Annotated in this window: 23 protein-coding genes; 16 read left to right on the top strand and 7 right to left on the bottom strand. The window is 71.2% G+C overall.

Annotation, left to right across the window (positions count from 1 at the left end):
- Nucleotides 1–19: 19 nt before the first annotated feature.
- The 5 genes from FK529_RS08605 (at nucleotide 20) to FK529_RS08585 (ending at nucleotide 4620) form a co-directional block, all read left to right on the top strand.
- Nucleotides 20–646, top strand: a complete 627-nt coding sequence (locus FK529_RS08605; protein ID WP_146560547.1) for a class III extradiol ring-cleavage dioxygenase family protein — start codon at nucleotides 20–22, stop codon at nucleotides 644–646.
- On the top strand, nucleotides 643–1590 hold the full coding sequence (gene miaA / locus FK529_RS08600; protein ID WP_146560546.1) for a tRNA (adenosine(37)-N6)-dimethylallyltransferase MiaA: 948 nt from the start codon (nucleotides 643–645) through the stop codon (nucleotides 1588–1590). Before FK529_RS08605 ends, miaA begins: the two co-directional genes overlap by 4 nt.
- Nucleotides 1591–1620: 30 nt before the next feature.
- The gene (gene dapF / locus FK529_RS08595; protein ID WP_146560671.1) at nucleotides 1621–2469 is read left to right on the top strand and encodes a diaminopimelate epimerase; all 849 of its coding nucleotides are present in this window, start codon (nucleotides 1621–1623) and stop codon (nucleotides 2467–2469) included.
- A 73-nt stretch (nucleotides 2470–2542) separates the two neighbouring features.
- The gene (gene hflX / locus FK529_RS08590; protein WP_146560545.1) at nucleotides 2543–3970 is read left to right on the top strand and encodes a GTPase HflX; all 1428 of its coding nucleotides are present in this window, start codon (nucleotides 2543–2545) and stop codon (nucleotides 3968–3970) included.
- Entirely contained in the window at nucleotides 3967–4620 is a 654-nt protein-coding gene (locus FK529_RS08585; RefSeq protein WP_146560544.1) for a DUF1345 domain-containing protein, read from the top strand. The genes hflX and FK529_RS08585 overlap by 4 nt, the downstream gene beginning before the upstream one ends.
- On the opposite strand, the gene FK529_RS08580 is transcribed toward FK529_RS08585, so the two are convergent.
- Nucleotides 4617–5456 (bottom strand): LysR family transcriptional regulator, encoded by an 840-nt coding sequence (locus FK529_RS08580; protein WP_146560543.1) that lies wholly within the window; start codon nucleotides 5454–5456, stop codon nucleotides 4617–4619. The two genes, FK529_RS08585 and FK529_RS08580, sit on opposite strands and share 4 nt — an antisense overlap.
- 79 nt (nucleotides 5457–5535) lie before the next feature.
- Here FK529_RS08580 and FK529_RS08575 point away from each other — a divergent pair, with 79 nt between their 5' ends.
- Entirely contained in the window at nucleotides 5536–6462 is a 927-nt protein-coding gene (locus FK529_RS08575; protein ID WP_146560542.1) for a DMT family transporter, read from the top strand.
- On the opposite strand, the gene lexA is transcribed toward FK529_RS08575, so the two are convergent.
- Nucleotides 6446–7156, bottom strand: a complete 711-nt coding sequence (lexA, locus tag FK529_RS08570; protein WP_146487104.1) for a transcriptional repressor LexA — start codon at nucleotides 7154–7156, stop codon at nucleotides 6446–6448. The two genes, FK529_RS08575 and lexA, sit on opposite strands and share 17 nt — an antisense overlap.
- Nucleotides 7157–7411: 255 nt before the next feature.
- Between lexA and FK529_RS08565 the strand changes: the two genes are divergently transcribed.
- Nucleotides 7412–8044 carry a LysM peptidoglycan-binding domain-containing protein gene (locus tag FK529_RS08565; RefSeq protein WP_146560541.1) on the top strand — a complete coding sequence of 211 codons (633 nt, stop codon included), beginning with the start codon at nucleotides 7412–7414 and terminating at the stop codon, nucleotides 8042–8044.
- A gap of 214 nt (nucleotides 8045–8258) precedes the next feature.
- Nucleotides 8259–8732: a transcriptional regulator NrdR gene (nrdR, locus tag FK529_RS08560; protein WP_146560670.1), complete on the top strand. Its 474-nt coding sequence runs from the start codon at nucleotides 8259–8261 to the stop codon at nucleotides 8730–8732.
- 22 nt (nucleotides 8733–8754) lie between these two features.
- Here the strand turns inward: nrdR and hrpA are convergent, their stop codons facing one another.
- Nucleotides 8755–12726 carry an ATP-dependent RNA helicase HrpA gene (hrpA, locus tag FK529_RS08555; RefSeq protein ID WP_146560540.1) on the bottom strand — a complete coding sequence of 1324 codons (3972 nt, stop codon included), beginning with the start codon at nucleotides 12724–12726 and terminating at the stop codon, nucleotides 8755–8757.
- 20 nt (nucleotides 12727–12746) lie between these two features.
- On the opposite strand from hrpA, the gene FK529_RS08550 reads away from it, so the two are divergent.
- The 3 genes from FK529_RS08550 to FK529_RS08540 all read left to right on the top strand — a co-directional run bounded on the left by FK529_RS08550 (nucleotide 12747) and on the right by FK529_RS08540 (nucleotide 16072).
- A complete protein-coding gene (locus FK529_RS08550) occupies nucleotides 12747–14000 on the top strand; it encodes an aminotransferase family protein (RefSeq protein WP_146560539.1) in 1254 nt (417 codons plus the stop codon).
- 96 nt (nucleotides 14001–14096) lie between these two features.
- Nucleotides 14097–14441, top strand: a complete 345-nt coding sequence (locus FK529_RS08545) for a DUF485 domain-containing protein (protein ID WP_146560538.1) — start codon at nucleotides 14097–14099, stop codon at nucleotides 14439–14441.
- Nucleotides 14438–16072, top strand: coding sequence for a monocarboxylic acid transporter (locus tag FK529_RS08540; RefSeq protein ID WP_193559673.1), 1635 nt, complete (start codon nucleotides 14438–14440; stop codon nucleotides 16070–16072). The genes FK529_RS08545 and FK529_RS08540 overlap by 4 nt, the downstream gene beginning before the upstream one ends.
- Nucleotides 16073–16084: 12 nt before the next feature.
- Here the strand turns inward: FK529_RS08540 and FK529_RS08535 are convergent, their stop codons facing one another.
- Entirely contained in the window at nucleotides 16085–16909 is an 825-nt protein-coding gene (locus FK529_RS08535; RefSeq protein ID WP_146560537.1) for a sigma-70 family RNA polymerase sigma factor, read from the bottom strand.
- Between the two features lie 80 nt (nucleotides 16910–16989).
- On the opposite strand from FK529_RS08535, the gene FK529_RS08530 reads away from it, so the two are divergent.
- On the top strand, nucleotides 16990–17448 hold the full coding sequence (locus FK529_RS08530; RefSeq protein WP_146560536.1) for a carboxymuconolactone decarboxylase family protein: 459 nt from the start codon (nucleotides 16990–16992) through the stop codon (nucleotides 17446–17448).
- 12 nt (nucleotides 17449–17460) lie between these two features.
- On the opposite strand, the gene FK529_RS08525 is transcribed toward FK529_RS08530, so the two are convergent.
- Complete coding sequence (locus tag FK529_RS08525) at nucleotides 17461–18144, bottom strand: hypothetical protein (RefSeq protein WP_146560535.1); 684 nt, start codon at nucleotides 18142–18144, stop codon at nucleotides 17461–17463.
- 142 nt (nucleotides 18145–18286) lie between these two features.
- Between FK529_RS08525 and FK529_RS08520 the strand changes: the two genes are divergently transcribed.
- Nucleotides 18287–19225 carry a hydrogen peroxide-inducible genes activator gene (locus FK529_RS08520; protein WP_146560534.1) on the top strand — a complete coding sequence of 313 codons (939 nt, stop codon included), beginning with the start codon at nucleotides 18287–18289 and terminating at the stop codon, nucleotides 19223–19225.
- A gap of 16 nt (nucleotides 19226–19241) precedes the next feature.
- On the top strand, nucleotides 19242–19811 hold the full coding sequence (locus FK529_RS08515; protein ID WP_146560533.1) for a cysteine hydrolase family protein: 570 nt from the start codon (nucleotides 19242–19244) through the stop codon (nucleotides 19809–19811).
- Nucleotides 19812–19813: 2 nt separating this feature from the next.
- On the opposite strand, the gene FK529_RS08510 is transcribed toward FK529_RS08515, so the two are convergent.
- The gene (locus FK529_RS08510) at nucleotides 19814–20542 is read right to left on the bottom strand and encodes a LysR family transcriptional regulator substrate-binding protein (protein ID WP_146560532.1); all 729 of its coding nucleotides are present in this window, start codon (nucleotides 20540–20542) and stop codon (nucleotides 19814–19816) included.
- 29 nt (nucleotides 20543–20571) lie between these two features.
- On the opposite strand from FK529_RS08510, the gene FK529_RS08505 reads away from it, so the two are divergent.
- Both FK529_RS08505 and FK529_RS08500 read left to right on the top strand, forming a co-directional pair.
- On the top strand, nucleotides 20572–20964 hold the full coding sequence (locus tag FK529_RS08505; RefSeq protein WP_146560531.1) for a DUF5997 family protein: 393 nt from the start codon (nucleotides 20572–20574) through the stop codon (nucleotides 20962–20964).
- 107 nt (nucleotides 20965–21071) lie between these two features.
- Entirely contained in the window at nucleotides 21072–21542 is a 471-nt protein-coding gene (locus FK529_RS08500; RefSeq protein ID WP_146560530.1) for an SRPBCC family protein, read from the top strand.
- Nucleotide 21543: 1 nt separating this feature from the next.
- On the opposite strand, the gene FK529_RS08495 is transcribed toward FK529_RS08500, so the two are convergent.
- The gene (locus FK529_RS08495; protein WP_146560529.1) at nucleotides 21544–24039 is read right to left on the bottom strand and encodes a DEAD/DEAH box helicase; all 2496 of its coding nucleotides are present in this window, start codon (nucleotides 24037–24039) and stop codon (nucleotides 21544–21546) included.
- Nucleotides 24040–24060: the final 21 nt, after the last annotated feature.

Raw genomic sequence — 24060 nt, 5'->3', positions numbered from 1 at the left:
ATCGATTAGCGTTCTCCTCGTGCACCCGTCCCAGCGCGACCACCGGCCCGTGGCCGTGATCCCCGGCGCCCCGCTGCTCGTTCCCGAGCTGGTGGGCGTCCCGGGCGACCCCGACGCAGACCGGCTGCGCCGCGCCGCACTGACCGCGGGTGGGTGGCTCGGCGCGCGCGCCCGCACCTGGCGTGTCGTGGCCTCCGAGGCCCTGACCAGGCGCGACGAGGCGTCCGCGGGCACCTTCGCCGGGTTCGGCGCCGACGTGATCGTGACGATGGGGCCCGGCGGGCCGTCGAACGACCTGCCGCCCAGCCCCGCCTGGCCGGTCCCGCTGCTCATCGCCGCCTGGCTGCGCGGGAGCGCGGCACCGTCGGCCCGGATCGTCGGCGAGGACGACGACGCCGAGGGTCTGCTTTTCGTCCTCGATGGCCCGAACACCCTCAGCGCCCGCGCTCCGGGTGGCCACCGGCCGGAAGACGAGAGCGTCTTCGAGGCCCAGGTCGCCGCAGTCCGCGAGGGCGGGCCGGTCGACGGTCTCGACGACGCCTGGCGCGCCGCCGCCTCGGCCTGCGCGGGCGGGCCCGTCGACGTGCTCTACCGGGGCGCGCCTTTCGGTGTCGGGTACCTGGTCGCCACCGGGGGCGCCGGGTGACGACGGAGACCCGGGGCGTCTCCGACACCGTCCGGCCGATCGCTGTCGTCGGACCCACCGCCACCGGCAAGTCCGACCTGGCGCTCGACCTCGCCGAGCGACTCGACGGCGAGATCATCAACATCGACGCCATGCAGATGTACCGGGGCATGGACATCGGCACCGCGAAGCTGCCCGTCGCGGCGCGGCGCGGTATCCCGCACCACCAGCTCGACGTGCTGGACGTGACCGAGACCGCCACGGTCGCCGCGTACCAGGAGCGGGCCCGCGCCGACGCCGAAGCGCTGCTGGCCGCGGGCCGCACCCCGGTGATCGTGGGCGGCTCGATGATGTACTTCCAGGCCCTGCTCGACGAGTGGAGCTTCCCCGCGACCGACCCCGACGTCCGGCGACGGCTCGAGGACCGGCTCGCCGAGCTCGGCCCCCTGGCCCTGCACCGCGAGCTCGCGGCACTCGATCCCGCCGCCGGGGCGAAGATCCTCACGACCGACGGGCGGCGGATCGTCCGCGCGCTCGAGGTCGTGACCATCACCGGCGAGCCCTTCGCCGCCTCCGCGCCCGAGATCGGCCCCGCGCGCTGGGACACCGCGATCGTCGCGCTGGACCGCGACACCGCGGAACTCGACGCCCGCATCGACCTGCGCACCCGGCGCATGTTCGACTCCGGCCTCGCCGACGAGGTTCGCACCCTCGAGGACCGTGGCCTGCGCGCGGGCGTCACCGCGTCGCGCGCGATCGGCTACGCCCAGGTCCTCGCCGCCTTCGACGGGGAGTACGACCTCGAGCAGGCCCGCGAGCTGACCTTCATCGGCACCCGCCGCTACGTCCGCCGGCAGCGATCCTGGTTCCGGCGCGACCCCCGCATCGTCTGGCTGGACGCGGCCGCACCCGACCTGCTCGGCTCCGCCATCGCCGCACACGCCGCCCCACCGTGGCGGTCGTGACCCGTCCGTAGACTGGTCCGCATGATCGCGCTGGACTTCCTCAAGGGGCACGGCACGGAGAACGACTTCGTGATCCTGCCCGACCCGGGCGTCGACATCGACCTCACGCCCGAGCTCGTGGTCGCCCTGTGCGACCGGCGGGCGGGGATCGGCGGCGACGGCGTGCTCCGTGTCGCCCGAGCGGGTGAGCTGCTCGACGCGGGCGTCCTCGGCGCGCTGCCCGAGGGCGTCGCCCGCGAGGACTGGTTCATGGATTACCGCAACTCCGACGGTTCGATCGCCGAGATGTGCGGCAACGGTGTCCGCGTCTTCGCCCACTTCCTCGCTGCGAACGCCCTGGTCACAGGCGAGGAATTCACTGTCGGCTCCCGCGCGGGCGGCAAGCCGGTCCGCGTGCACCACGCCGGCCCCGAGACCGCCGAGGTCTCCGTCGCGATGGGCGCGCCCCGGGTCTACGGCGACTCCTCGGCCGGCGTCGACGGCCGCGACCTCGCCGGGATCGCCGTCGACGTGGGCAATCCGCACCTGGCCTGCGTCGTGCCCGGCCTCACCGTGGAGGATCTGCTGGCCCTCGATGTGGCGAGCGCGCCCACGTTCGACCACGGCCTGTTCCCGCACGGCACCAACGTCGAGGTGCTGACCCCGCTGGCCGACGGCGCCGTGCACATGCGCGTGCACGAGCGCGGCTCGGGGGAGACCCGCTCCTGCGGGACCGGCACCGTCGCGGCCGCCGTGGCCGCCCTGCACGCCGCGGATCGCGACACCGGTGTCGTCGACGTGCACGTGCCGGGCGGGATCGTCACCGTCACCGTCGAGGCCGACGGTGCCGTGCTCCGCGGCCCGAGCCGCATCGTCGCGTCCGGGACGGCGCACCTGTAGAACGCGGCGCCGCGTTCCGCCCTGGGAAAACCCGCGTGACCTCCCGCGTCCCGGCGTGCCACACTGGACGTATATGACAGACATGGATACCTGGGAGCCGGCCCCGACCGTCGGCGAACTCCAGTTGCAGGAGCGCTCGTCGCTCCGTCGCGTCGTCGGCCTCTCGACCGAGCTCGACGACGTCACCGAGGTCGAATACCGTCAGCTGCGCCTCGAGCAGGTCGTGCTCGTGGGCGTCTGGACCTCCGGGTCCGCCGCGCAGGCCGACGCCTCGCTCGCCGAGCTCAAAGCCCTCGCGGAGACCGCAGGCTCCGCGGTCCTCGAGGGCCTGATCCAGCGGCGCGACCGTCCCGATCCCGCCACGTACATCGGCTCCGGCAAGGCCCACGAGCTCCGCGAGGTCGTGCTCGCGACCGGCGCCGACACCGTGATCTGCGACGGTGAACTGACCCCGGCGCAGCTCAACGCGCTGGAGAAGGTGGTGAAGGTCAAGGTCATCGACCGCACCGCCCTGATCCTCGACATCTTCGCCCAGCACGCCACCTCCCGCGAGGGCAAGGCGCAGGTCAGCCTCGCGCAGATGGAGTACATGCTGCCCCGGCTGCGCGGCTGGGGTGAGGCGCTGTCCCGGCAGGCCGGTGGCCGCGCGGGCAGCAACGGCGGCGTGGGCCTCCGCGGTCCCGGTGAGACGAAGATCGAGACCGACCGTCGCCGGATCCGCGAGCGGATGGCGAAGCTGCGCCGCGAGATCAAGGGCATGAAGCAGGCCCGCGACACCAAGCGCGGGGCGCGCCGCCGCTCCGGCGTGCCGGCGGTGGCGATCGCCGGCTACACCAACGCCGGCAAGTCGAGCCTGCTCAACGCACTCACCGACGCCGGCGTGCTGGTTCAGGACGCACTGTTCGCCACGCTCGACCCGACCACCCGGCACGGCGTGCTCACCGACGGCCGCGACGTGGTGCTCACCGATACCGTCGGTTTCGTGCGGCACCTCCCCACCCAGCTCGTCGAGGCGTTCCGGTCGACGCTGGAGGAAGTGGTCGACGCCGACCTCCTGCTGCACGTCGTCGACGGCAGCGACGTGATGCCGCAGCGCCAGATCGACGCCGTGCGCGAGGTGCTGCGCGAAGTCGCGGGGGAGCGGGAGGCGTCGTTGCCGCGGGAACTGCTCGTGGTCAACAAGATCGACGCCGCCGATCCGGTCGTGCTCGCCCAGCTGCGCGTCGCGCTGCCGGAGGCGGTCTTCGTCTCTGCACACTCGCGCGAGGGCATCGACGAGTTGCTGGAGAGGATGACGCAGCTCATCACCGCCGGCGACGTCGAGGTCAGCGCCCTCCTGCCGTACGACCGGGGTGACCTCGTCGCGCGGATCCACGCCGAGGGCACGATCCTGGAGACGGAGCACGTCGCCGAGGGAACGCGGATGATCGCGCGTGTGCCGGGCGCGCTGGCGGGTGCGCTGTCGTCGTTCGCAGTTCAGTGCCGCACAATCAACGGATGAGTCGTCCGCCAGCCAAGCCCGTCCTGTCCGTTGCCACGCGCGCAGTCCTGTCGCTCGTGGTCGGCCTGATCGCCGGTGGCCTCGTCGGCGTACTCGTCGACGCCACCCTCGGCGTACTCGTCGGGATCGGCACCGCCGCCGCGGTCTTCGTCGTCACCGGATGGGCGACACTGTGGCCGCTCGACGCCGCGTCGACACGCGCCACGGTGCAGCGCGAGAATTTCCGCCCGCGGGTCGCCGAGGTGGTGGTCGCGGCGATCGCGTTGAGTGGGCTGGTCGCGATCGTGGCGCTGCTGGTCACCGGGAGGTCCGATCACAAGGACGCCGGCGCCGCCGCCGCGCTGCTCGGGTCGTTCGCGGTGTGGGCGGCATTGCACTTGACCTATGCCACGCAATACGCGGCGCAGTTCTACGGCGACCCGGGCGACGAGCCCGGCGGGATCGACTGGAACGCCGACGAGGCGCCGGCGTACCGCGACTTCTTCTACTTCAGCTACAACCTGGGCATGACGTACCAGGTGTCGGACACCTCGGTGTCGTCGCAGCAGATCCGCAGCGTCGTGCTCCGGCACTGCCTGCTCTCGTACGTCTTCGGCACTCTCATCCTCGCGACCGCGATCAACCTGGTCGTGGGCATCGTCTCCGGCTAGGCCGCGCGGGTGAGGGACGCGGCGGCGCGGCGGACCGCGGCGCGTACGGGCGCGGGCACCCGGCCGCCCACGGTCACCGCCAGCGCGATGGGCGGTAGGGCGGGCATCGTGTCGACGGCGACCAGGCCGTCCGTCGCATCGATCACGGGAAGCAGGGTCACCCCGAGCCCGCTGCGCGCCGCGGAGTACAGGCCGGCGAGATTCGCCGCCTCGGCCGCGACGACGTAGTCGATCCGGTTGCGCACGAGCGCGTCCGCGGCGGGTGCGCGGAGGACACAGGGATCGTCGAAGAGGAGGACGGGCACGGCATCGGCGGGGCGCTCCCAGCCGCGCGCGGCGTACCAGTGCAGGGCGATAGGGCCGACGGCGTCCGGGTGATCGATCGGGGCGAGGAAGACGGCGACGTCGGCGAGGCCGTGCTCCACGGCGCCGGCGATCTGCGCGCTGCGGTCGAACCGGAACTGAGCGCCCCAGCCGCCCGGGAGGGTGCCGAACCCTCGGCTGAGCTCCGGAATGAGGCGGTCGGCGCCGTGCTCGGTGGCGGCGACCGACAGCGTTCGGGCCGTGGGGGAGGCGAGTGCGTGCACCGCGGCGTCGTGCGCGTCGAGGATCGTCTGCGCATGCCCGAGGAGACGGGTGCCGTGGTCGGTGAACCGCACGCCGCGGCCTGCCTTCTCGACGATCGTGCCGCCCGTCGATTTCTCGAGCCTGCGCAGGTGGGCGCTGACCGTCGACTGGGTGAGATGCAGCGCCTCGGCCGCGCGGTGCACTCCGCCGCAGCGGGCGATCGCGACCACGCTGCGCAGCGGGACGATGTCCAGGGTCGGCTCGGCCATGAATGAACGATAGAACCAATCGATCGTGATCGTCAATCATTGTTGGACGCGCGGCACTCCCGCGTTCGACCATCGGATCATGAGAATTCCGCCCCTGCTCGCGCTGTCCGTCGTGGTGTTGTACGCCTTCGGGTATCCCCTGGGCGCCCTCGGGATCGCGGCGATGAGCCCGTTCCTGCTGCTGTTCCTCCGCTTCGCCGTCTCCGGAGTGCTCATGCTCGGCGTGGTCCGGGCGAGCGGCCGCAGCCTGCCCCGCGGTGCGGATCTGGGCCACGCCGCCGTGGTGGGCCTGTTGACCCAGGCGACGCAATTCCTCGGGTGCTACCTGGGCCTGCAGGCCGGCGTGCCGGCGGGGGTCGCCGCGTTGATCATCGGTGTAAACCCGGCACTGACCACGGTGGTGGCCCGGATCGTGCTCCGCGAGGCGCTCACGCCGCGGCGCGCGCTCGCCGCGGTCATCGGGGTGGCCGCCGTCGTGACCGCATGCTGGTCGATGGTGCCGGCGCTGGCGCACGCCGGGGCAGGGATCGGGTTCACGCTGTTCGGGCTGGCCGGGATCGCCCTGGGCGGCGTGTACCAGCAGCGCTTCTGCCGCGACGTGGACCCGCTTGCGGCGAACGCGGTGGGAATGACCGTCGCTGCGGTGCCGGCGGGTGTCCTGCTCGCAGTGTTCGGCGCGACGGTCGCCGACCCCGCGCGGGGCGCCGTCGTGCTCGTGCTGATGGTGCTGCTCAGCTCGATGACCGCGACCACGCTGTACCTCCGCGTGATCGGCATCGCCGGGGCGAGTGGGGCGGCCATGTTGTTCGCGGTGATCCCCTCGGTATCGGCCCTGTTCGCATTCCTCATGCTGGGCGAACCCGTGCACCCGGGCGTGCTCGCCGGCCTGGCGCTCGGTGGAGCCGCGTGCGCGATAGCCTCGCGCGGACGACGAACGCCGGCCCCCGACCCTGCGGTCGACGAGCCGGCGCGGCGTGCGGCGGGTGCGGTCAGATCCGACGCATGACGGTGACCACCTTGCCCAGGATCACCGCATCGTTGCCGTGGATCGGGTCGAACGCCGGGTTGTGCGGCATCAACCAGACGTCGCGGCCCGTCCGGCGGAAGGTCTTCACGGTGGCCTCGCCGTCGAGCATCGCGGCCACGATGTCTCCGTTCTCCGCGACGGACTGCTGCCGCACGACGACCCAGTCGCCGTCGCAGATGGCGGCGTCGGTCATCGATTCACCCACCACCTTGAGCAGGAACAGCGAACCCTCGCCGACGAGCTCTCGGGGGAGCGGGAAGATCTCCTCCACCGCCTCCTCCGCCAGGATGGGGCCGCCCGCAGCGATGCGGCCGAGGACCGGCACGAAGGCCGGTTCGGGCATCCGGTCCTCGTCCTCCATGACCTTCTGGATCACCTGCGCGGTGCGCTCCTCCGCACCCTGCACGTTCACGGCACGGGGCCGGTTGGGGTCGCGGTGGAGGAAGCCCAGCCGCTCCAGCGTGCGGAGCTGGTGGGCGACCGACGACGTGGAAGTCAGGCCCACCTCGTCGCCGATCTCCCGGATGCTGGGCGGGTAGCCGCGGTCGCGGACCGACCGCCGGATCACTTCCAGGACCTGCTTCTGGCGACGGGTGAGGTGGTCCTCGGAGACGTTGCCCTGGGCGTCGCGGAAGCGCTTATCCCGGTGCTGGACTTGTCGTTCATCTGTCATGTGTCGCTCCTCGCGCCCGTTCGGTTCCGACTCCACTGTAGTCCAGCTCGCACGGCCTGACAAACATCTGTTCGAGAAATTTCACCGCGTGTCTTCCGCTCGGCAACGGCGTGTGATAGAAATCGAACAGAAGTTCTTTCGAACACTTGCACGCACTAAGGTGTGACTGGTGGGGCTGGATGGAAAAACTTGTCAGTGCCCACCGATAGACCTGTAGGTGAGCGAGAAGGACCCGCTACGACACCAGGAGAGACCATGACCGCGATCATCGATCGAGACGGCATCACTGCAGTGCAGGAGGCTGCGACGGAGGCGCAGGCGCTCGTGCGGCACGGCTCCGCCGCTGCCGGCCGGCGCGCCGCCACCCGGGCCCGCGGAGTCTCGCCGCGTCTCGCCCGCAGCCGCTCTCAGGACCCGTCGGCGGCATCGATCACCTCGTCGAACGAGCTCTTCGTGAGCCGCGTTCGAACAGAGTCCGCGGAGATCCGGGTGACCGGCGCCCGCGGGGCCGCCCGGCGCACGGTCGAACGCCCGGGCGTGCGATCGGCGGTGCGCCGTGCGCCCCGCGGCTACTCGCGCACCGACGGTTGCGCACGTCGATCGCCCACGCCGTCGCTGGCGGTCTGCGTCCTGTTCGCGGTCGGCGTCTTCGCCGGCCTGCTGGTGCTCTTCGGCGGATCCGCGCCCGCCGAGCCGGTACCGACGGCGGCGCAGCCCGGCCTGACCTCGATCGTGACGGTGCGCGACGGACAGAGTCTGGACCAGATCGCCCGCGAGATCGCGCCCGACCGTGCCCAGGCCGCCGTCGTCGCGGAGATCTCGGAGATCAACGGCCTGCGGGACGGCCGCGTGCACGCCGGCCAGACCCTCGTCACGCCGCGGTACTGACCACCACACACGCGCGAAGGAGAAGCAGATGACCACCCTCATGGAGATGCCGGATTCCCGGCAGGGCGGGCGCTCGGCCCACCTCGACAACGTGGTGCCGTTCCCGCGCCGAGTATTCTCGAGGACGAGATCGCGGGGCACGGCGGTGGCAGGGGCCACCGTGCTGCAGCTGCCCCGCCGGACGTCCGAGCGCAGCCGGGCGGGAGGTGGCCCCATGTATTGCCCGTTCTGCAAGAACGAGGACACCCGTGTGGTCGATTCGCGTGTCTTCGACGACGGGCAGGGCATCCGCCGGCGTCGGTCGTGCAATGAGTGCGGCCGCCGCTTCACCACTGTCGAGAGCGCTGTCATGGCCGTCGTCAAGCGCAACGGCGTGACCGAGCCCTTCAGCCGGGAGAAGGTCGTCAAGGGAGTCCGCCGCGCGTGCCAGGGGCGCGACGTGGCCGAGGACGACCTGCACAAGCTCGCTCAGCAGGTCGAGGAGGCGATCCGCGCCACCGGTGTCGCCGAGGTCCCCGCGAACGAGGTGGGCCTCGCCATCCTCGGGCCGCTGCGCGACCTGGACGAGGTGGCCTACCTGCGGTTCGCTTCGGTGTACCAGGGCTTCTCGTCCATCGAGGACTTCGAGGCCGCGATCCGCGACCTCCGTACCCGTGCCGCCGCCGCGGATCCGACCGACGCGGCGTAGGCCGCTCGCTCGCACGCGGTGCTCAGGTCAGGGCCGCGATGGCGGCGAGCACCTTCTTCTCGGACACCGATCCCGCCGTGCCGAGCGACTGGGCGAACAGGCTCACCCGGAGCTCCTCGATGAGCCAGTGCACCTGATCCAGCGCCGCGTCCCGACGGTGCTCGGGGAGCGCGTCCAGCTTCGCCGTGAGTGCGCCGTAGACCCGATCGAGCGTCGCCATCCCTCGGTCGTCCCGGTCCGCAGAGGCGGGCAGTGCCGCCCAGCGCGCGGCGGCGCCCGCGGTGTAGCGGGGCAGGTGCTGCAGATGCGCGTCCGGCGTCGCGGAGATGAAACCGGGATACAACAGCGCGTCGAGTTGCTCGGCGATGTCCTCCGCGGCGTCGCGGAGCGCCGTTGGGGCGGAGGCGATCGCGCCACGGACCTCAGTGGCGGTTGCGACCGCGGTCGCCACGGCCGCGAAGTTCCGCTGGACCGCCTCCCCGAGCCCCGCCCGGACCGTCGCCGTCAGCGCCGCGAACTCGTCCGGCGTCCACGCGAGCCCGGTGCGGGCGCGCAGGTCCGTGATCGCTCGTCGCCGGCAGTCGGCCAGGAGATCCATCGGCGTGGCGTAGGGGCTCTGTGAGAGCGCCAGTCGCTCCCGCTGCCCCACGGACTGCAGCACCGACTTGTGGGCCGCCGGCAGGGCGTTCGCCAGAAGCACGTCGAGTCCTGCTCCCATGAGGGCAGTCTGCTCCGGCTCCGCGGCGACCACCTTGACGCCCGCGGCGTCGCCGGCGGGGTACAGCGTGCCGAAGCCCGTGACCCGGCTGCCCCGGACCTCGGTGTCGATGGTCCGCGGCACGTCCCCGAGCGTCTGCGCGGTCCACTGCTTCGCGGGCGCCCGCTCGTAGAAACCGGCGCGGCTCGACAGATCTTCCTGCACGGCGGCGCCGAGGCGACGCTTGAGCGCGTCGAGGTCCTTGCCCGAGCCCAGCGCACGGCCGTCGTCGCCGATCACCGTGAACGTCACCCGGAGGTGATCCGGGATCGCGGCGGACGCGAAATCCTCAGGGCGGATCACCGTGCCGGACAACTGCGTCAGCTCCCGGGCGAGGCCCTCGTTGAGCGGCTCCGCACGCGGGGTGAGGCGCGCGAGAGCGGCTGCGGCGAAGTCGGGCGCGGGTACCACCTCGCGGCGCAACTGCTTCGGCAGCGACTTGATCAGCGCCACCGCCAGTTCCTCGCGCATCGCGGGAACGAGCCACTCGAAGCCGTCCGCCCGGACCGTCGCCAAGTCCTTGACGGGGATGCGCGCGGTGACACCGTCATCCGCAGCGCCGGGCTCGAATCGGTACTTCAGTGGCACCTCGATGCGGCCCTGCAGCCACGACGTCGGGTACGCCTCCGCGGTGACGTCGGCGGCACCGTCGGCGAGGAGGTCGTCGGCGGTGAAGTCCAGGAGGTCGGGATCGGTCCGAGAGGCCTTCTTCCACCACGCGTCGAAGTGCCGCGCAGAGACGATGCCCTCGGGAATCCGCCGGTCGTAGAAGTCGAAGAGCCCGTCCTCGTCGACCACGATGTCGCGGCGACGCGCCTTGTCCTCCAAGTATTCCGCGTCGTCGAGGAGCGCCCGGTTGCGCGCGAAGAACGGGTGCCGCGTGCGCCATTCGCCCTGGACGAGCGCGTGCCGCAGGAAGAGCTCCCGCGCGGCGACGGGATCTATCCGACCGAAGTTCACCGTGCGATCGGCGACCAGCGGCACCCCGAACAGCGTGACGCGCTCCTTGGCCAGCACGGCCTCCCGCTTCGTGGACCAGTGCGGCTCGGAGTAATGGTGCTTCGCGAGCGGCCCCGCCAGCTTCTCGGCCCATTCCGGCTCGATCTTGGCGACGGTTCGCGCGAACAGGCGGGAGGTCTCCACGAGTTCGCCGGCCATGACGAAGCGCGGCGGCTTCCGGTAGAGGGCCGACCCGGGGAAGACCATGAACTTGGCGTTCCGCGCTCCCAGGAACTCCTTTCCGTCCGGCTCGCGCAGCCCGATCTGGGACAGCAGGCCCGCCAGCAGGGCCTGGTGGATCAGGTCGGCCGACGGTGCGGGCTCCCGGCCCAGCGAGTCGAGCTTCCAGCCGAGGTCGCGACAGATCTGCCGAAGCTGCCCCTGCAGGTCCTGCCACTCGCGGATGCGCACGTAGTGCAGGAACTCGCGCTGGCACTCACGGCGGAAGGCGCTCGAACTCAGCTCGGCACGCCGGTCGCCCAGGTGGCGCCACAGATTGAGGTACGAGAGGAAGTCCGACGTGGGGTCGGCGAACCGTGCGTGCTGCGCGTCCGCGGCCTGACGGTGCTCGGCGGGCCGCTCCCGCATGTCCTGGATCGACAGGCCGGCCACGATCACGAGCACCTCGGGGAGGACCCCGAATTCGCGGGCCGCCACGAGCATCCGGGCCATCCGCGGATCCACGGGGAGATCGGCCAACTGCCGGCCCACGGTCGTGAGTCTCTTGTGGCCGGGAGCGGCGTCCTCCAGCGCGCCCAGCTCCTCGAGGAGCGCCGTACCGTCGCGGACCGCGCGCTCGTCCGGCGGCTGGACGAACGGGAAGGCGGACACCTCGCCGAGTTCGAGCGCCGTCATCGACAGGATCACCGAGGCCAGGTTGGTCCGGAGGATCTCGGGATCGGTGTACTGCGGCCGGGCGTCGAAATCGTCCTCCGAGTAGAGCCGGATCGCGATGCCGTCGGACGTACGGCCGCACCGGCCGGACCGCTGCTGCGCGGAGGCCTGCGAGATCGGCTCGATCGGCAGCCGCTGCACCTTGGTGCGGAGCGAGTACCGGGAGATGCGCGCCGTGCCCGTGTCGACGACGTACTTGATGCCGGGCACCGTGAGCGAGGTCTCGGCGACGTTGGTGGCCAGCACGATCCTGCGGCCCGTGTGCGGGGCGAAGACGCGGTGCTGCTCGGCGGAGGAGAGCCGTGCGTAGAGCGGGAGGATCTCCACGGCGGAGCCGCCGCGCCCGGTGGAGCCCCGGGGGCCGTACTTCGCCTCCAGCGCCTCCGCGGCGTCGCGGATCTCGCGCTCGCCGGAGAGGAAGACGAGCACGTCGCCGGGCGCCTCGCGGGAGAGCTCCTCGACGGCGTGCACGATCCCGGTGACCTGGTCGAGCGGTTCGGAATCGTCGGTCATCTCGTCGAGCGGGCGGTACCGGATCTCCACCGGGTACGTGCGGCCACTGACCTCGATGACGGGGGCGGCGGCCCCGTCGGGCCGCGCGAAGTGGGTGGCGAAGCGCTCCGGCTCGATGGTCGCCGACGTGACGATGACCTTGAGATCGGGCCTGCGGGGCAGGAGCTGCCGCAGGTAACCGAGCAGGAAGTCGATGTTGAGGCTGCGTTCGTGTGCTTCGTCGATGATGATCGTATCGTAGTCGCGCAGCAGCCGGTCGCGCGTCAGCTCGCGCAGCAGAATGCCGTCGGTCATGAGCTTGACCGAGGTCTTCGGCGAGACCCGGTCGGTGAACCGTACGGCGTAGCCGACGGCGTCGCCCAGCTCCGACTTCGTCTCCTCCGCGATGCGCTCGGCGACGCTGCGGGCCGCGAGTCGGCGCGGCTGGGTGTGGCCGATCATGCCCCGCACGCCGCGCCCGAGCTCGAGGCAGATCTTCGGCAGCTGGGTCGTCTTCCCCGACCCGGTCTCGCCCGCTAGGATGACGACCTGGTTCTCGCTGATGGCCTTCGCGATCTCCTCGCGGCGCGCACTCACCGGCAGGTTCTCGGGGTAGACGATCGCCGGCACCGCGTCGCGGCGCTCGGCGTAGCGCTCCCGCGCGGCGTCGATCTCGCGGGCGAGCCTCGGCAGGTCGGAGGCCTTGGCACGCTTGAGTCTGCCGCGCAGGCGCGCCTCGTCCCGCAGAGTGAGCGCGGGATCGGCGTCGGTGCCGAGCGCGCCGTACAGTTCGCGCTTCGACGGTCCGCCGTCGCCGTCCTCCCGTGCGGTGCGCGTCTCCTGCTTCGTCATTTGCGACTAGTTTATCCACCATGAGCGGACAGGGACCCACGACCTCATCGGCACTCTGGCACGGCTTCGCGGACATGGGCGCCGTGGTGCGCGACGGCGCCTTCGTCTTCGCGCGCGGCGAGGGCGCGTACGTCTTCGATACGGCGGGCAACCGGTACCTGGATGCGACCGCCGGGCTGTGGTTCGCCAACGTCGGTCACGGCCGCGCCGAGGTCGCCGACGCGGTGCGCGACCAGCTGCTCAAGGTCGCGCACGTGACGGGCTTCGGCGACGGGGCTACGGATACGACGGTCGCCCTCGCGGAGCGCCTGCAGGGCATCGCGCCGGTCCCGGACAGCAAGATCTTCTTCACCTCCGGCGGCTCCGATTCGGTGGACTCGGCGATCAAGCTGGCCCGCCGCTACTGGCAGGAGAAGGGCCGGCCCGAGAAGAAGCTCATCGTCGGCCGGTCCAACGCGTACCACGGCATGCACGTGGGCGGCACGAGCCTGGGCGGCATCCCGGTCAACGCCGAGGGCTACGGGGGCGTGCTCTTCGACGACACCGCGACGGTGGCGTGGGACGACGCCAAGGCGTTGCTGGGCCTCATCGAGCGGGTCGGCGCCGAGTCCGTCGCGGCCTTCGTCGCCGAGCCGGTGATCGGCGCAGGCGGTCTGCTGCCGCCGCCCGAGGGCTACCTGCGCGAGGTCCGCGACATCTGCCGCGAGCACGACGTCCTGTTCATCGCCGACGAGGTGGTCACCGGCTTCGGCCGGATCGGCGGCGCCTGGTTCGCCTCGAGCCGGTTCGACCTGCAGCCCGACCTGATGACCACCGCGAAGGGGCTGACCAGCGGCTACGTCCCCATGGGTGCCTTGTTCGTCGCGCCGCACGTCGCCGAGCCCTTCTTCGCGGGCGGCGTGTGGTGGCGGCACGGCTACACCTACGGCGGGCACGCGGCGGCGGCCGCCGCATCGATGGCCGTGCTCGACATCATGGAGCGGGAAAACCTGGTCGCCGAGGCGCTGCGCCTGCAGGACAGCCTCCTGCGCGAGCTGTCCACCCTGGCAGAGCATCCCAAGGTCAAGGACGTCCGGGGCGGCGTCGGCGCGGTCGCCGGCGTCCAGCTGCACGAGCCCGCGGAGGCCATGGCGACGGTCAAGAAGCTGCGGGCGCAGGGCGTCTCCGGGCGGGCCGCCGGACTCGGCACGCTGCAGTACTCGCCGGCGCTCATCACCACCGACGAGCAGGTCGCGGAGATCGCGGCGGCGACCCGTCGGGCACTCGACGCCTGACACGTAAGGCCCGGGTAAGGACCGTTCCACGGGTTTGCACAGCGTTTGTCACTCATTCAAACCCGGGCGCATGTGGTCCGTGCCACACTCACGAGGGTGAACGAAGAGGATACGGCGGCGGTCTACCAGCGCGCCTACGACAGCAAGGAATTCCACGAACTCCGGCGCAGATTGGCGAGGTTCGTGATCCCGGTTTCCGTGGCCTTCCTGCTCTGGTACGCCCTGTACGTGCTGCTGGCCACGTACGCCCATGACTTCATGAGCCAGAAGCTGTTCGGGAACATCAATGTGGCGCTGGTGATGGGGCTCGGGCAGTTCGTCTCCACGTTCGCCATCACCTGGGCGTACGTCCGGTTCGCGGATAACGCGATCGACCCGATGGCGACGGATCTGCGTGAGCACATCGAGGCCGAGCTCAAGGCCGGGGAGGCGGACCGGTGACCGATCTCCTGGCCTGGGAGCCCGGCACGATCGAGGTCGGCCAGCAGGTCGGCTCCACCGCGCTGAACATCCTGGTCTTCCTGCTGTTCATCGGCGTGACGATGGGGCTGGTCATCAAGGCCAGCCGGACCACGAAGAAGGCGACGGACTTCTACACCGGCGGCGCCACGTTCACCGGCCCGCAGAACGGTTTCGCCATCGCGGGCGACTACCTCTCGGCCGCCAGCTTCCTCGGCATCTGCGGCGCCATCGCTGTCCAGGGCTACGACGGTTTCCTGTACTCCATCGGCTTCCTCGTCGCCTGGCTCGTCGCGCTCCTGCTCGTCGCCGAACGTCTGCGCAACGTCGGCAAGTTCACCATGGCCGATGTGTTGAGCTTCCGGCTCAAGCAGCGCCCGGTGCGGATGGCCGCCGCCCTGGCCACGCTGACCGTCTCGCTCTTCTACTTGATCGCGCAGATGGCGGGCGCGGGCGGCCTCGTCTCGCTGCTCCTCAACATCAAGGGCACCACCGGGCAGGCCGTCGTGGTCGCGGTGGTCGGCGTCCTGATGATCGTCTACGTGCTGGTCGGCGGTATGAAGGGCACCACCTACGTGCAGATGGTCAAGGCCGTTCTGCTGGTCGGCGGCGCGCTGCTGATGACCCTCATGGTGCTCGCGGCGGTGAAGGGCAATTTCTCCGATCTGCTGCAGAAGGCCATCGACGGCAGCGCCGCGGGGGAGAAGATCATCGAGCCCGGCCTCAAGTACGGCAAAACCGAGACCACGAAGCTGGACTTCATCTCGCTGGCGCTTGCGCTCGTGCTCGGCACCGCGGGCCTGCCGCACGTGCTCATGCGCTTCTACACCGTGCCCACGGCCAAGGAGGCCCGGCGCTCGGTGACCTGGGCGATCGGACTGATCGGGGCCTTCTACATCTGCACGCTGGTCCTGGGTTTCGGTGCCGCCGCGTACGTGGGAGCCGACGTGATCGCCAGTGCTCCCGGCGGCGTGAACTCCGCAGCGCCGCTGCTGGCCTTCTCGCTCGGCGGCACGATCCTCATGGCGGTCATCTCCGCGGTGGCCTTCGCGACGATCCTTGCGGTGGTCGCCGGCCTCGCCATCACGGCCTCCGCCAGCCTCGCCCACGACGTCTACAACGGCGTCATCAAGCACGGCAGGGCCTCGGAGGAAGCGCAGGTGCGCGTCTCGCGGATCACCGTGGTGGTCATCGGCATCGCGTCGATCGTTCTCGGCATCGGCGCCATGGGGCAGAACATCGCCTTCCTGGTCGCCCTCGCGTTCGCCGTCGCGGCGTCGGCCAACTTGCCGACCATCCTGTTCTCCCTGTTCTGGCGGAGGTTCAACACCACCGGCGCGGTGCTCTCGATGTACGGCGGTCTGGTCTCGTCCATCGTGCTGATCGTCTTCTCCCCGGCCGTCTCGGGGAAGTCGACGTCGATGTTCAAATCGGTTGATTTCCACTGGTTCCCGCTGGAGAACCCCGGACTGGTATCGATCCCGATCGGCTTCGGCCTGGCGATCCTCGGCACGATCTTCGGCAAGCCCGACTTCGCGCTCGCCGACAAGGCGGTCGAGATGGAGGTGCGCTCGCTCACCGGCGTCGGGGTCGAGAAGGCCATCGACCACTAGCCCGGTCCGGGGTCAGAGCGGGATGACCTCGCTGCCGGCCACCTCGTCGGCGCGCAGTGTGACGTCGAGCGCGGCGATGCGGCCGTCCTCGGTGAAGGTCACATCGCCGAGCAGGAGGTAGCCGGGCGCGCCGGGCGGCCGCGCGGTGTAGCCGAGCACCCCGTCGACAAGAGCGACGAGGGCGGTTTTCGCCTTGAACAGGAAGGCCTCGGCGATGGCCGGCGCGCCCGTGAGGATCGACGGGGGAGCGTCGTCGGTGCGAATCCGGAAGACCGCGTCGGGGTCGAGCAGGTCCACGAGGGTGGTGAAGTCCCCGTCGCGCGACGCCGCGAGGAAGGCGCGCACGGCGTCGGTGCGCGCGGCGTCCGGGCGGGGCGCGCCCGCCACCCGGCGGCGGGCGCGGCTCGCGAGCTGTCGCGTCGCGGCGGGGCTCATGCCGAGGATCTCCGCCACGTCGTCGAAGGGAACGGCGAAGACGTCGTGCAGCACGAACGCCACGCGCTCGGCGGGCGCGAGTTCGTCGAGGACCGCGCCCATCGCCGCGCCCACGGATTCCGCGAGCTGGGCCTGCGCGTCGGGCGACGGCGCCGGGTCGGCGGGGTCCACGTCGTCGAGCGACGCGGTGTAGTGCCGGGAACGCAGGCGGTCCAGACAGATCCGCGAGACCACGGTGGTCAGCCACGCGGTCGGATTGTCGATGGTGTCGTCCCCGTCGGCCCGGTCTGCGCGCAGCCACGCCTCCTGGACCGCGTCCTCGGCGTCCGCGGCCGAGCCGAGCATCCGCGTGGCCACCGCGAGCAGCCGGGGGCGGGCGCTGACGAAGTCGTTCAGGTCCATGTGTCACATCCTCCGTCGGTGATCCGTCAACACAGTGACGGGGCGACCGCCTCGAGTGTGACCGACCGAAGGAGACCACCATGACCGCACGGATGGCGAACCCCGCTTTCGCCCTTCCCGGGGCGCTCGACGCGCTGACGAAGCTCGGTGAGGCGGTGGCGGCCTCGGGGCTGTCGCCGGAACTGCTCGAGCTGGTCAACGTGCGCGCCAGCCAGCTCAACAGCTGCAGCACCTGCCTCGACGGCCATTGGCGCGTGGCGCGCAAGCACGGCGCGTCCGACGACAGGCTCTTCGCGGTCGGCGCCTGGCGGCACACGCCGTACTTCTCCGACGCCGAGCGGATCGCGCTGGAGCTGACGGAGCAGCTCACCGCCCTGGCCGGGAATCCCGAAGCGGTGCCGGACGAGCTGTGGGACGCCGCCGCGGACGAGTTCGATGCGACCCAGCTCGCCGCACTCGTGCTCGCGATCGGACAGATCAACCTGTGGAACCGGGTCAACCACGCGACCCGTCAAGAGGCCGGCTCCTGGCGCCCCTGACGTGACCGGGGTTCAGAGGAGACGGCCGGCGGCCCAGCCGATGCCGGCGGCGGCCATCCCACCGCCCAGCAGCAGGAGGATCGACCAGGCGACACCCTGCAGCCCGTTCCACCGGTCGCGCCGCGGCGGCAGGGGGTCCACCGGTTCGATCCCGCCCGCGGCGGGGTCGCGTCGCCACAGCGGTGTCGGCTCCAGGACGAGGTACAACAGCGCGCCCACCTGCCCGATGACGAACATCCAGAACCACGCCCACCTCGTGCCGTAGGTCGGGGGTGAGATCAGCATCGCGAGGAAGACGGCGAGCCAGGTGAGGCCGAGCAGGGTGGTGACCCAGGTGGGCCCGGCGGAGGGCCAGGTGAGGAGCTCGGTGTCGTCGTCCTTCGTCGTGATGCGGACCCCGCGATCCCGCATGGCGACGGTGAAGTCCGAGAGCGTGGTCATCAACCCTTCTGCGACGGGCCCCCGGCGCCACTGGAACGGGCCCGTGGACCACGTGGCCATCCAGACGGTCGCCTCGCCCGAGCTCGACGGGGTGTCCGGGAGCGTGATCTGGACGACCTCGCCCCGGTCCAGAGCACGAGCGAACTCCCCGTAGTCCGTCTCGCGGGGGTGTGCGGCGGTCGCTGCGGCGACCGCCGCCGTGAGGAGGACGAGCAGGGCGGCCACGCGGAGCGTGACGAGCAGGTTCTGCCGCATGACCGTGTGTCGCGCGCGGCCCGCCTCCTGTTACGCGTGCGGGAACGGCGGAGACGGCGCCTGCGGTCGTTCGTCGGCCGTCCCTCCCCAGCACCCGTGCTGCCGCAAAGAACGTGTGATGAATGGTATTAGACTGATAGGTATGTCCGATCAGGTGTACCAGCCGACCCTCGCGCAGCTGCGTGCCTTCGTCGCAGTGGCACGCTCGCGCCACTTCGGCACCGCGGCGACCACTCTCGGCGTGAGTCAGCCGTCGCTGTCGCAGGCGCTGGCCTCCCTCGAATCGGGGCTCGGCGTCCAGCTGGTGGAGCGCAGCACGCGCAAGGTTCTCATCACCGAGGCCGGGATGGCGCTGCTCGAGCAGGCCTCGGGCATCGTCTCCTCCGCGGCGGAGCTGGTGAGCTCGGCCGCCGGGCTCACCGGCGAGCTGCGCGGCACGCTGCGCCTCGGCATGATCCCGACGGTCGCCCCCTACCGGCTGCCCCGCCTCCTGCCGCAGTTGCGCGCCGAGGTCGACGACCTGGCCGTCACCGTCGTCGAGGACCAGACCGCCCGGCTGCTCGACGCGCTGCGGTCGGGGCGGATCGACGTGGCCGTCCTCGCACTGCCGGTGCATAGCTCGGCGGTGGCCGAGATCCCGCTCTACGACGAGGAGTTCGTGCTCGTCGTGCCGCCCGGGTATCCCCTCGCGGGCCGCGACGACCTCACCGCAGACGACCTCTCCGGCCTCCCGCTCCTGCTCCTCGACGAGGGGCACTGTCTCCGGGATCAGGCGCTCGACCTGTGCCGGCAGGCCGAGGAGGGCGTCGGCATCATGGGGGACACCCGCGCGGCCTCGCTCGCCACGATCGTGCAGTGCGTCTCCGGCGGCCTCGGGGTGACCCTGCTGCCCGAGCCCGCGGTCGCCGTCGAGCTCCGGGGAACGGACCTGGCCGTCGCGCGGTTCGCCGCGCCCGCCCCGGGCCGGCGCATCGGACTCGCTTACCGGGCGTCCAGCGCCAAGACCGAGGGCTTCACGCGGCTCGCCGAGATCGCCCGCGCGGCCGCGGGATCTACCGTGGATATCGACGCGCTGCGCTGAGCGCTAGCCTGGGAGCATGGCTGCTGAACGCTCCGTCCTCCTTCTCATGGACTACCAGCGCGGCATCGTCGACGGTGCCGAACGGCCCGGCGCCGCGGCGCTGGCGTCCGCCGCGCGGGCCCTGTCCGCGGCGCGCGATCGCGGCGTGCCAGTGGTGCACGTGCGCGTCGCGTTCCGGCCCGACTATCCCGAGATCCCGCCGACCAACCGGGCTTTCGCCATGATCCGTGAGGGCGGCGATGCGATGACCGAGGTCTCGCCGCTCACGGCGATCGTTCCCGAGGTGGCGCCGCTGCCCGGCGAGCCCGTCGTGATCAAACGACGATTCGGGGCGTTCAGCGGCAGCGACCTCGACGTGGTGCTGCGCGGCCTGCAGGCGAGTCATCTGGTGCTCGCGGGGATCGCGACGAGTGGCGTCGTCCTCTCGACGGTCCGCTACGCGGGCGATCTGGACTACGGACTCACCGTTCTCGCAGACGCCTGCGCCGATCACGATCCCGAGGTCCACCGCGTCCTCGTGAGCAAGGTCTTCCCGCGCCAGGCCGAGGTGCTCGCCGTCGACGAGTGGATCGAATCGCTGGGCTGAGCTCAGCGACGGGGGCGCTTCGCGGGCTTGCCCTTCGACGGTCCCGGCGACTTCCCGGAGGCGGCGCGCGCCGCCTGTTTGGCGAGCGTCTTCTCCCGCGCCGTGCGCTTCGGCGCCGGCTCCGCCCGCCCGCGGGACGAGCCCGCCCTCCGGCCGCGGACGATTCCGATGAACTCCGCGACCGCCTCCGGCTGCTCGCCCTCGGGCACCGCGAGCACCACGGCGGAGAGCGGCGCGTCGGTGAGCGGCCGGTACGTGAGGTCCTTGCGGTGATGCAGCCGGGCCAGCGACTGCGGAACGATGAGCACGCCCAGCCCGGCGGCGACCAGCTCGATCGCGGCCTCCGTGGTCTCCGGCCGGTGCCCGACCGGCGTGCCGGGGGTTCCCGCCCAGTGCAGCGCGTCGTCGAGCGGCAGCAGGGCCGGCTCGTCGTCGAGGTCGGCGGCGGTCAGCTCGTCCGCGGCCGCCGCGTGGTGCTCCGTGGGCACCACGGCCACCACCTGCTCTTCGTACAGCGCGATCGTCGCGAGCCCCCGCGTCTCCGTGGGCAGGCGCAGCAGCGCGAGGTCGACGGTGCCCGCGCGGACCGCTTCCGCAGCGTCCGCTGCGGCGACGGCGACGAGCTCGAGCCGTACCTCCGGATGACGCTCGCCCCAGATGCGCGCCCACTTGGCGGGCGTGGCGCCGGGGACGTAGCCGAGTCGCAGCGACGACGGGAGCGGGGAGGTCACCCCTGGAGGTTACCGATAGGCTCGCATCCATGAGCAGGCCGAACACCCAGTCCATGAAACCGGCGACCGCTGCGAAGAAGCTGGACGTGTACCTGCCCGCCACGCCGGCCGCGTTCCAGGAGAACCCGGTCACGCGCGACGAGCTGGCGGCGCTGCAGGCCGAGCCGCCGCAGTGGTTGCAGGATCTGCGGAAGAACGGGCCGCACCCGAAGAACCTCGTCGCAGCCCGTCTCGGCGTGTCGATCTCGGGCCTGCAGCGCGCCGGGGTCGGTGAGGCGCTGACCACCGAGGAGATCGCCGGCCTGCTCGCGGATCCGCCGCAGTGGCTGATCGACGAGCGCGCGAGCCTCGTCGCCGCGCGGGCCGAGGAGCAGCGGGCCGCGGAGGCGCGCGCGGCACGCAACCGGCCTCGCCGGAAGTAGCCACGGGCGGCCCGGCGGAGAATTCCGCGATCGGCGACGGACTGTACACTGTAAACATGGCGCGCGGAGCGGCCGCACGCCGATCGCCCCAGGGAAGCAGGTGGATCATGTCCGAGCAGATATCCAGCACCCGAGTCATCGCGGCGAGCCCCGATCGAGTCTTCGCCGTCCTCGCCGATCCGGCGCGTCACCAGGACATCGAGCCCACTGATTGGGTCCGGGCCGCGGTGGACGCGGCCCCGCTCGACCACGTCGGGCAGATGTTCTCCGTCAACATGTATCTCGAGCAGGCGGGCGGCGATTACGTGATGGAGAACAAGGTCTCAGATTTCGAGCAGGACCGGGTCATCGGCTGGCGGCCCGGAACGAGCCGCGGGGGCGAGTGGGCGGCGGGCGGCTGGTGGTGGCGCTACGACCTGGTCCCGTCGGAGGGCGGCACGCAGGTCACACTGACGTACGACTGGACCGATACCCCGCAGGCGGTCCGGGACTCCTTCGGCTCTCTGCCGCCGTTTCCGCCGGAGTACCTCGACCAGTCCCTCGCGGGCCTCGACGCGGCGGTCGCGGTCCGCGGCTGACTCAGCCGGAGACGACCTCGACGTCCACGAGCACGACGTCGCCGCGCTCGTCGGACGCGGGGAGGTCGACGACGGCGCTGATCGCCCAGCCGTGGTCGCCGTCGGGATCGGCGATGGTCTGCCGCACCCGCCACGCCCTCGGCATCGAGGTGTCGAGTGAGAACAGCTGCGGGCCGCGGGCGTCCGCGCCGGTCTCGATGTCGTCGTACTCCTCGTAGTAGTCGTCGAAGGCCGCGTACCAGTCCACGCCGGGGTCCATCGCGTCGAGCAGGTCGTACTCCTCCTCGGCGACGAGCTGGACCCGGCGGAACATCGCGTTGCGCACCATGACGGCGAACGCCCGCTCGTCGGAGGTCAGGGACGTCGACCGGCCGATCTCCGGCGCCGAGGCGTGCGCCTTCACCGGGTCCGGGGAGGTCATCTCCTCCCACTCGTCGACGAGCGAGCTGTCCACGTACCGAACGAGTGCGCCCAGCCAGGCGATGTAGTCGTCGAGTTCGGGCGTGCGCACGGCCTCGGGAACGGTGTGCCGCAGCGTCCGGAAGGCGTCCGAGAGGTACCGCAGGACGGCACCCTCCGAGCGGCCCAGCTGGTATTTCGAGACCAGGTCGTTGAAGGTCATCGCGCGCTCGATCATCTCGCGCACTACCGATTTCGGCGCGAGCTCGAACTGGTTCACCCAGGCGTGCCCTGCAGCGTAGGTCGCGAACGCGGGGACCAGCAGATCCTCCAGGGGCTTCGGGTACGTGACGTCCTCGAGCAGTGCCATGCGCTCGTCGTAGTCGATGCCGTCGGCCTTCATCTCCGCCACGGCCGCCCCGCGTGCTGCGTTCTGTTGCGCGCGCAGCACCGGCCGCGGGTCGTCGAGCACGGACTCGATCACCGAGATCACGTCGAGCGGGTACTCCGGCGACTCGGCGTCGAGCAGTTCCAGTGCCGCGAGCGCGAAGGGGGCGAGGGGCTGGTTCAACGCGAAGTCCGGCTGCAGGTCGACGGTGAGCCGGGCGTGCCGGCCGTCCTCGTCGGGTTCGGCGAGTCGCTCGACCACGCCGCCCGCCTCCAGGTCGCGGAACAGGGTGATCGCGGTGCGGATGTGCCGCAGCTGGTTTCGGCGCGGTTCGTGGTTGTCCTCCAGGAGGTGACGCATCGCGTCGAAGCAGTTCTGCGGCCGGGCGATCACATTGAGCAGCATGGAGTTGGTCACCGAGAACCGTGAGGCCAGCGGCTCCGGGTCGGCCGCGACGAGTTTCTCGAAGGTCGCCTTCCCCCAGGAGACGAAGCCCTCGGGAGGCTTCTTGCGCTGCACCCGCTTGAGCTTGGCCGGATCCCCGCCCGCCTTCGCCTCCCGGCGGGCGTTCTCGATCTCGTGCTCGGGTGCGGCCACGACGACGGTGCCCATCGTGTCGAAGCCGGCGCGCCCGGCGCGCCCGGCGATCTGGTGGAACTCGCGGGCGCGGAGGTGGCGGGTCCGCGTCCCGTCGAATTTGGTCAGGCCCGTGAGGTAGACGGTGCGGATCGGCACGTTGATGCCGACGCCGAGCGTGTCGGTGCCGCAGATGACCTTGAGCAGGCCCTCCTGCGCGAGCTTCTCCACGAGCCGCCGGTAGCGGGGGAGCATGCCCGCGTGGTGCACGCCGACGCCCGATCGGATCAGCCGCGACAGCGTCTTGCCGAAACCGGTGGTGAACTGGAAATCGCCGATCGCCGCGGCGATCGCGGCCTTGTCGTCCTTGCTCGCGAGCGGCAGCGACATCAACGCCTGCGCCCGTTCCGCGGCGGCCTGCTGGGTGAAGTGGACGACGTAGACGGGCGCTTGGTGGGTGGTGACCAGTTCGACGATCTGATCCTGGATCGCCATCGTGGAGTACGAGAAGTGCAGCGGCACGGGGCGTTCCGCCCCGGCGACGAGGACCGTCTCGCGCCCCGTCCGCCGGGTCAGGTCCTCCTCGAAGAAGGACGTGTCGCCGAGCGTCGCGGACATGAGCACGAACTGCGCCCGGGGCAGCTCGATCAGGGGCACCTGCCACGCCCAGCCGCGGTCCGGCTCCGAGTAGTAGTGGAACTCGTCCATCACGACCTGCGCGATGTCGGAGTCGGCGCCCTCGCGCAGGGCGAAGTTCGCCACGATCTCCGCGGTCGCGCACACGATGGGCGCGTCGGCGTTCACCGCCGCATCGCCGGTCACCATGCCCACGTTCTCTGTGCCGAAGACCTCGCAGAGTGCGAAGAACTTCTCGCTGACCAGGGCCTTGATCGGGGCGGTGTAGTAGGTGCGGCGCCCCTGCGCCAGCGCCGCGAACTGGGCTCCCATCGCCACCAGGGACTTGCCGGAGCCGGTGGGCGTGGCCACGATCACGTTGGCGCCCGAGCAGGCCGCGATCAGCGCCTCCTCCTGGGCCGGGTACAGCGTGATACCACGGTCATCGGTCCACTCCAGGAAGGCCTCGAAGACCGCGTCGGCCGTCGGGTCGGCCGGGAGCAGGTCGATGAGGTTCACTCATCTCACTCTACGGGCCGC

The sequence above is a fragment of the Tsukamurella asaccharolytica genome (genome assembly GCF_007858435.1).
Taxonomy (GTDB): Bacteria; Actinomycetota; Actinomycetes; order Mycobacteriales; family Mycobacteriaceae; genus Tsukamurella; species Tsukamurella asaccharolytica.
This window is presented reverse-complemented; position numbering and strand designations above follow the sequence as displayed.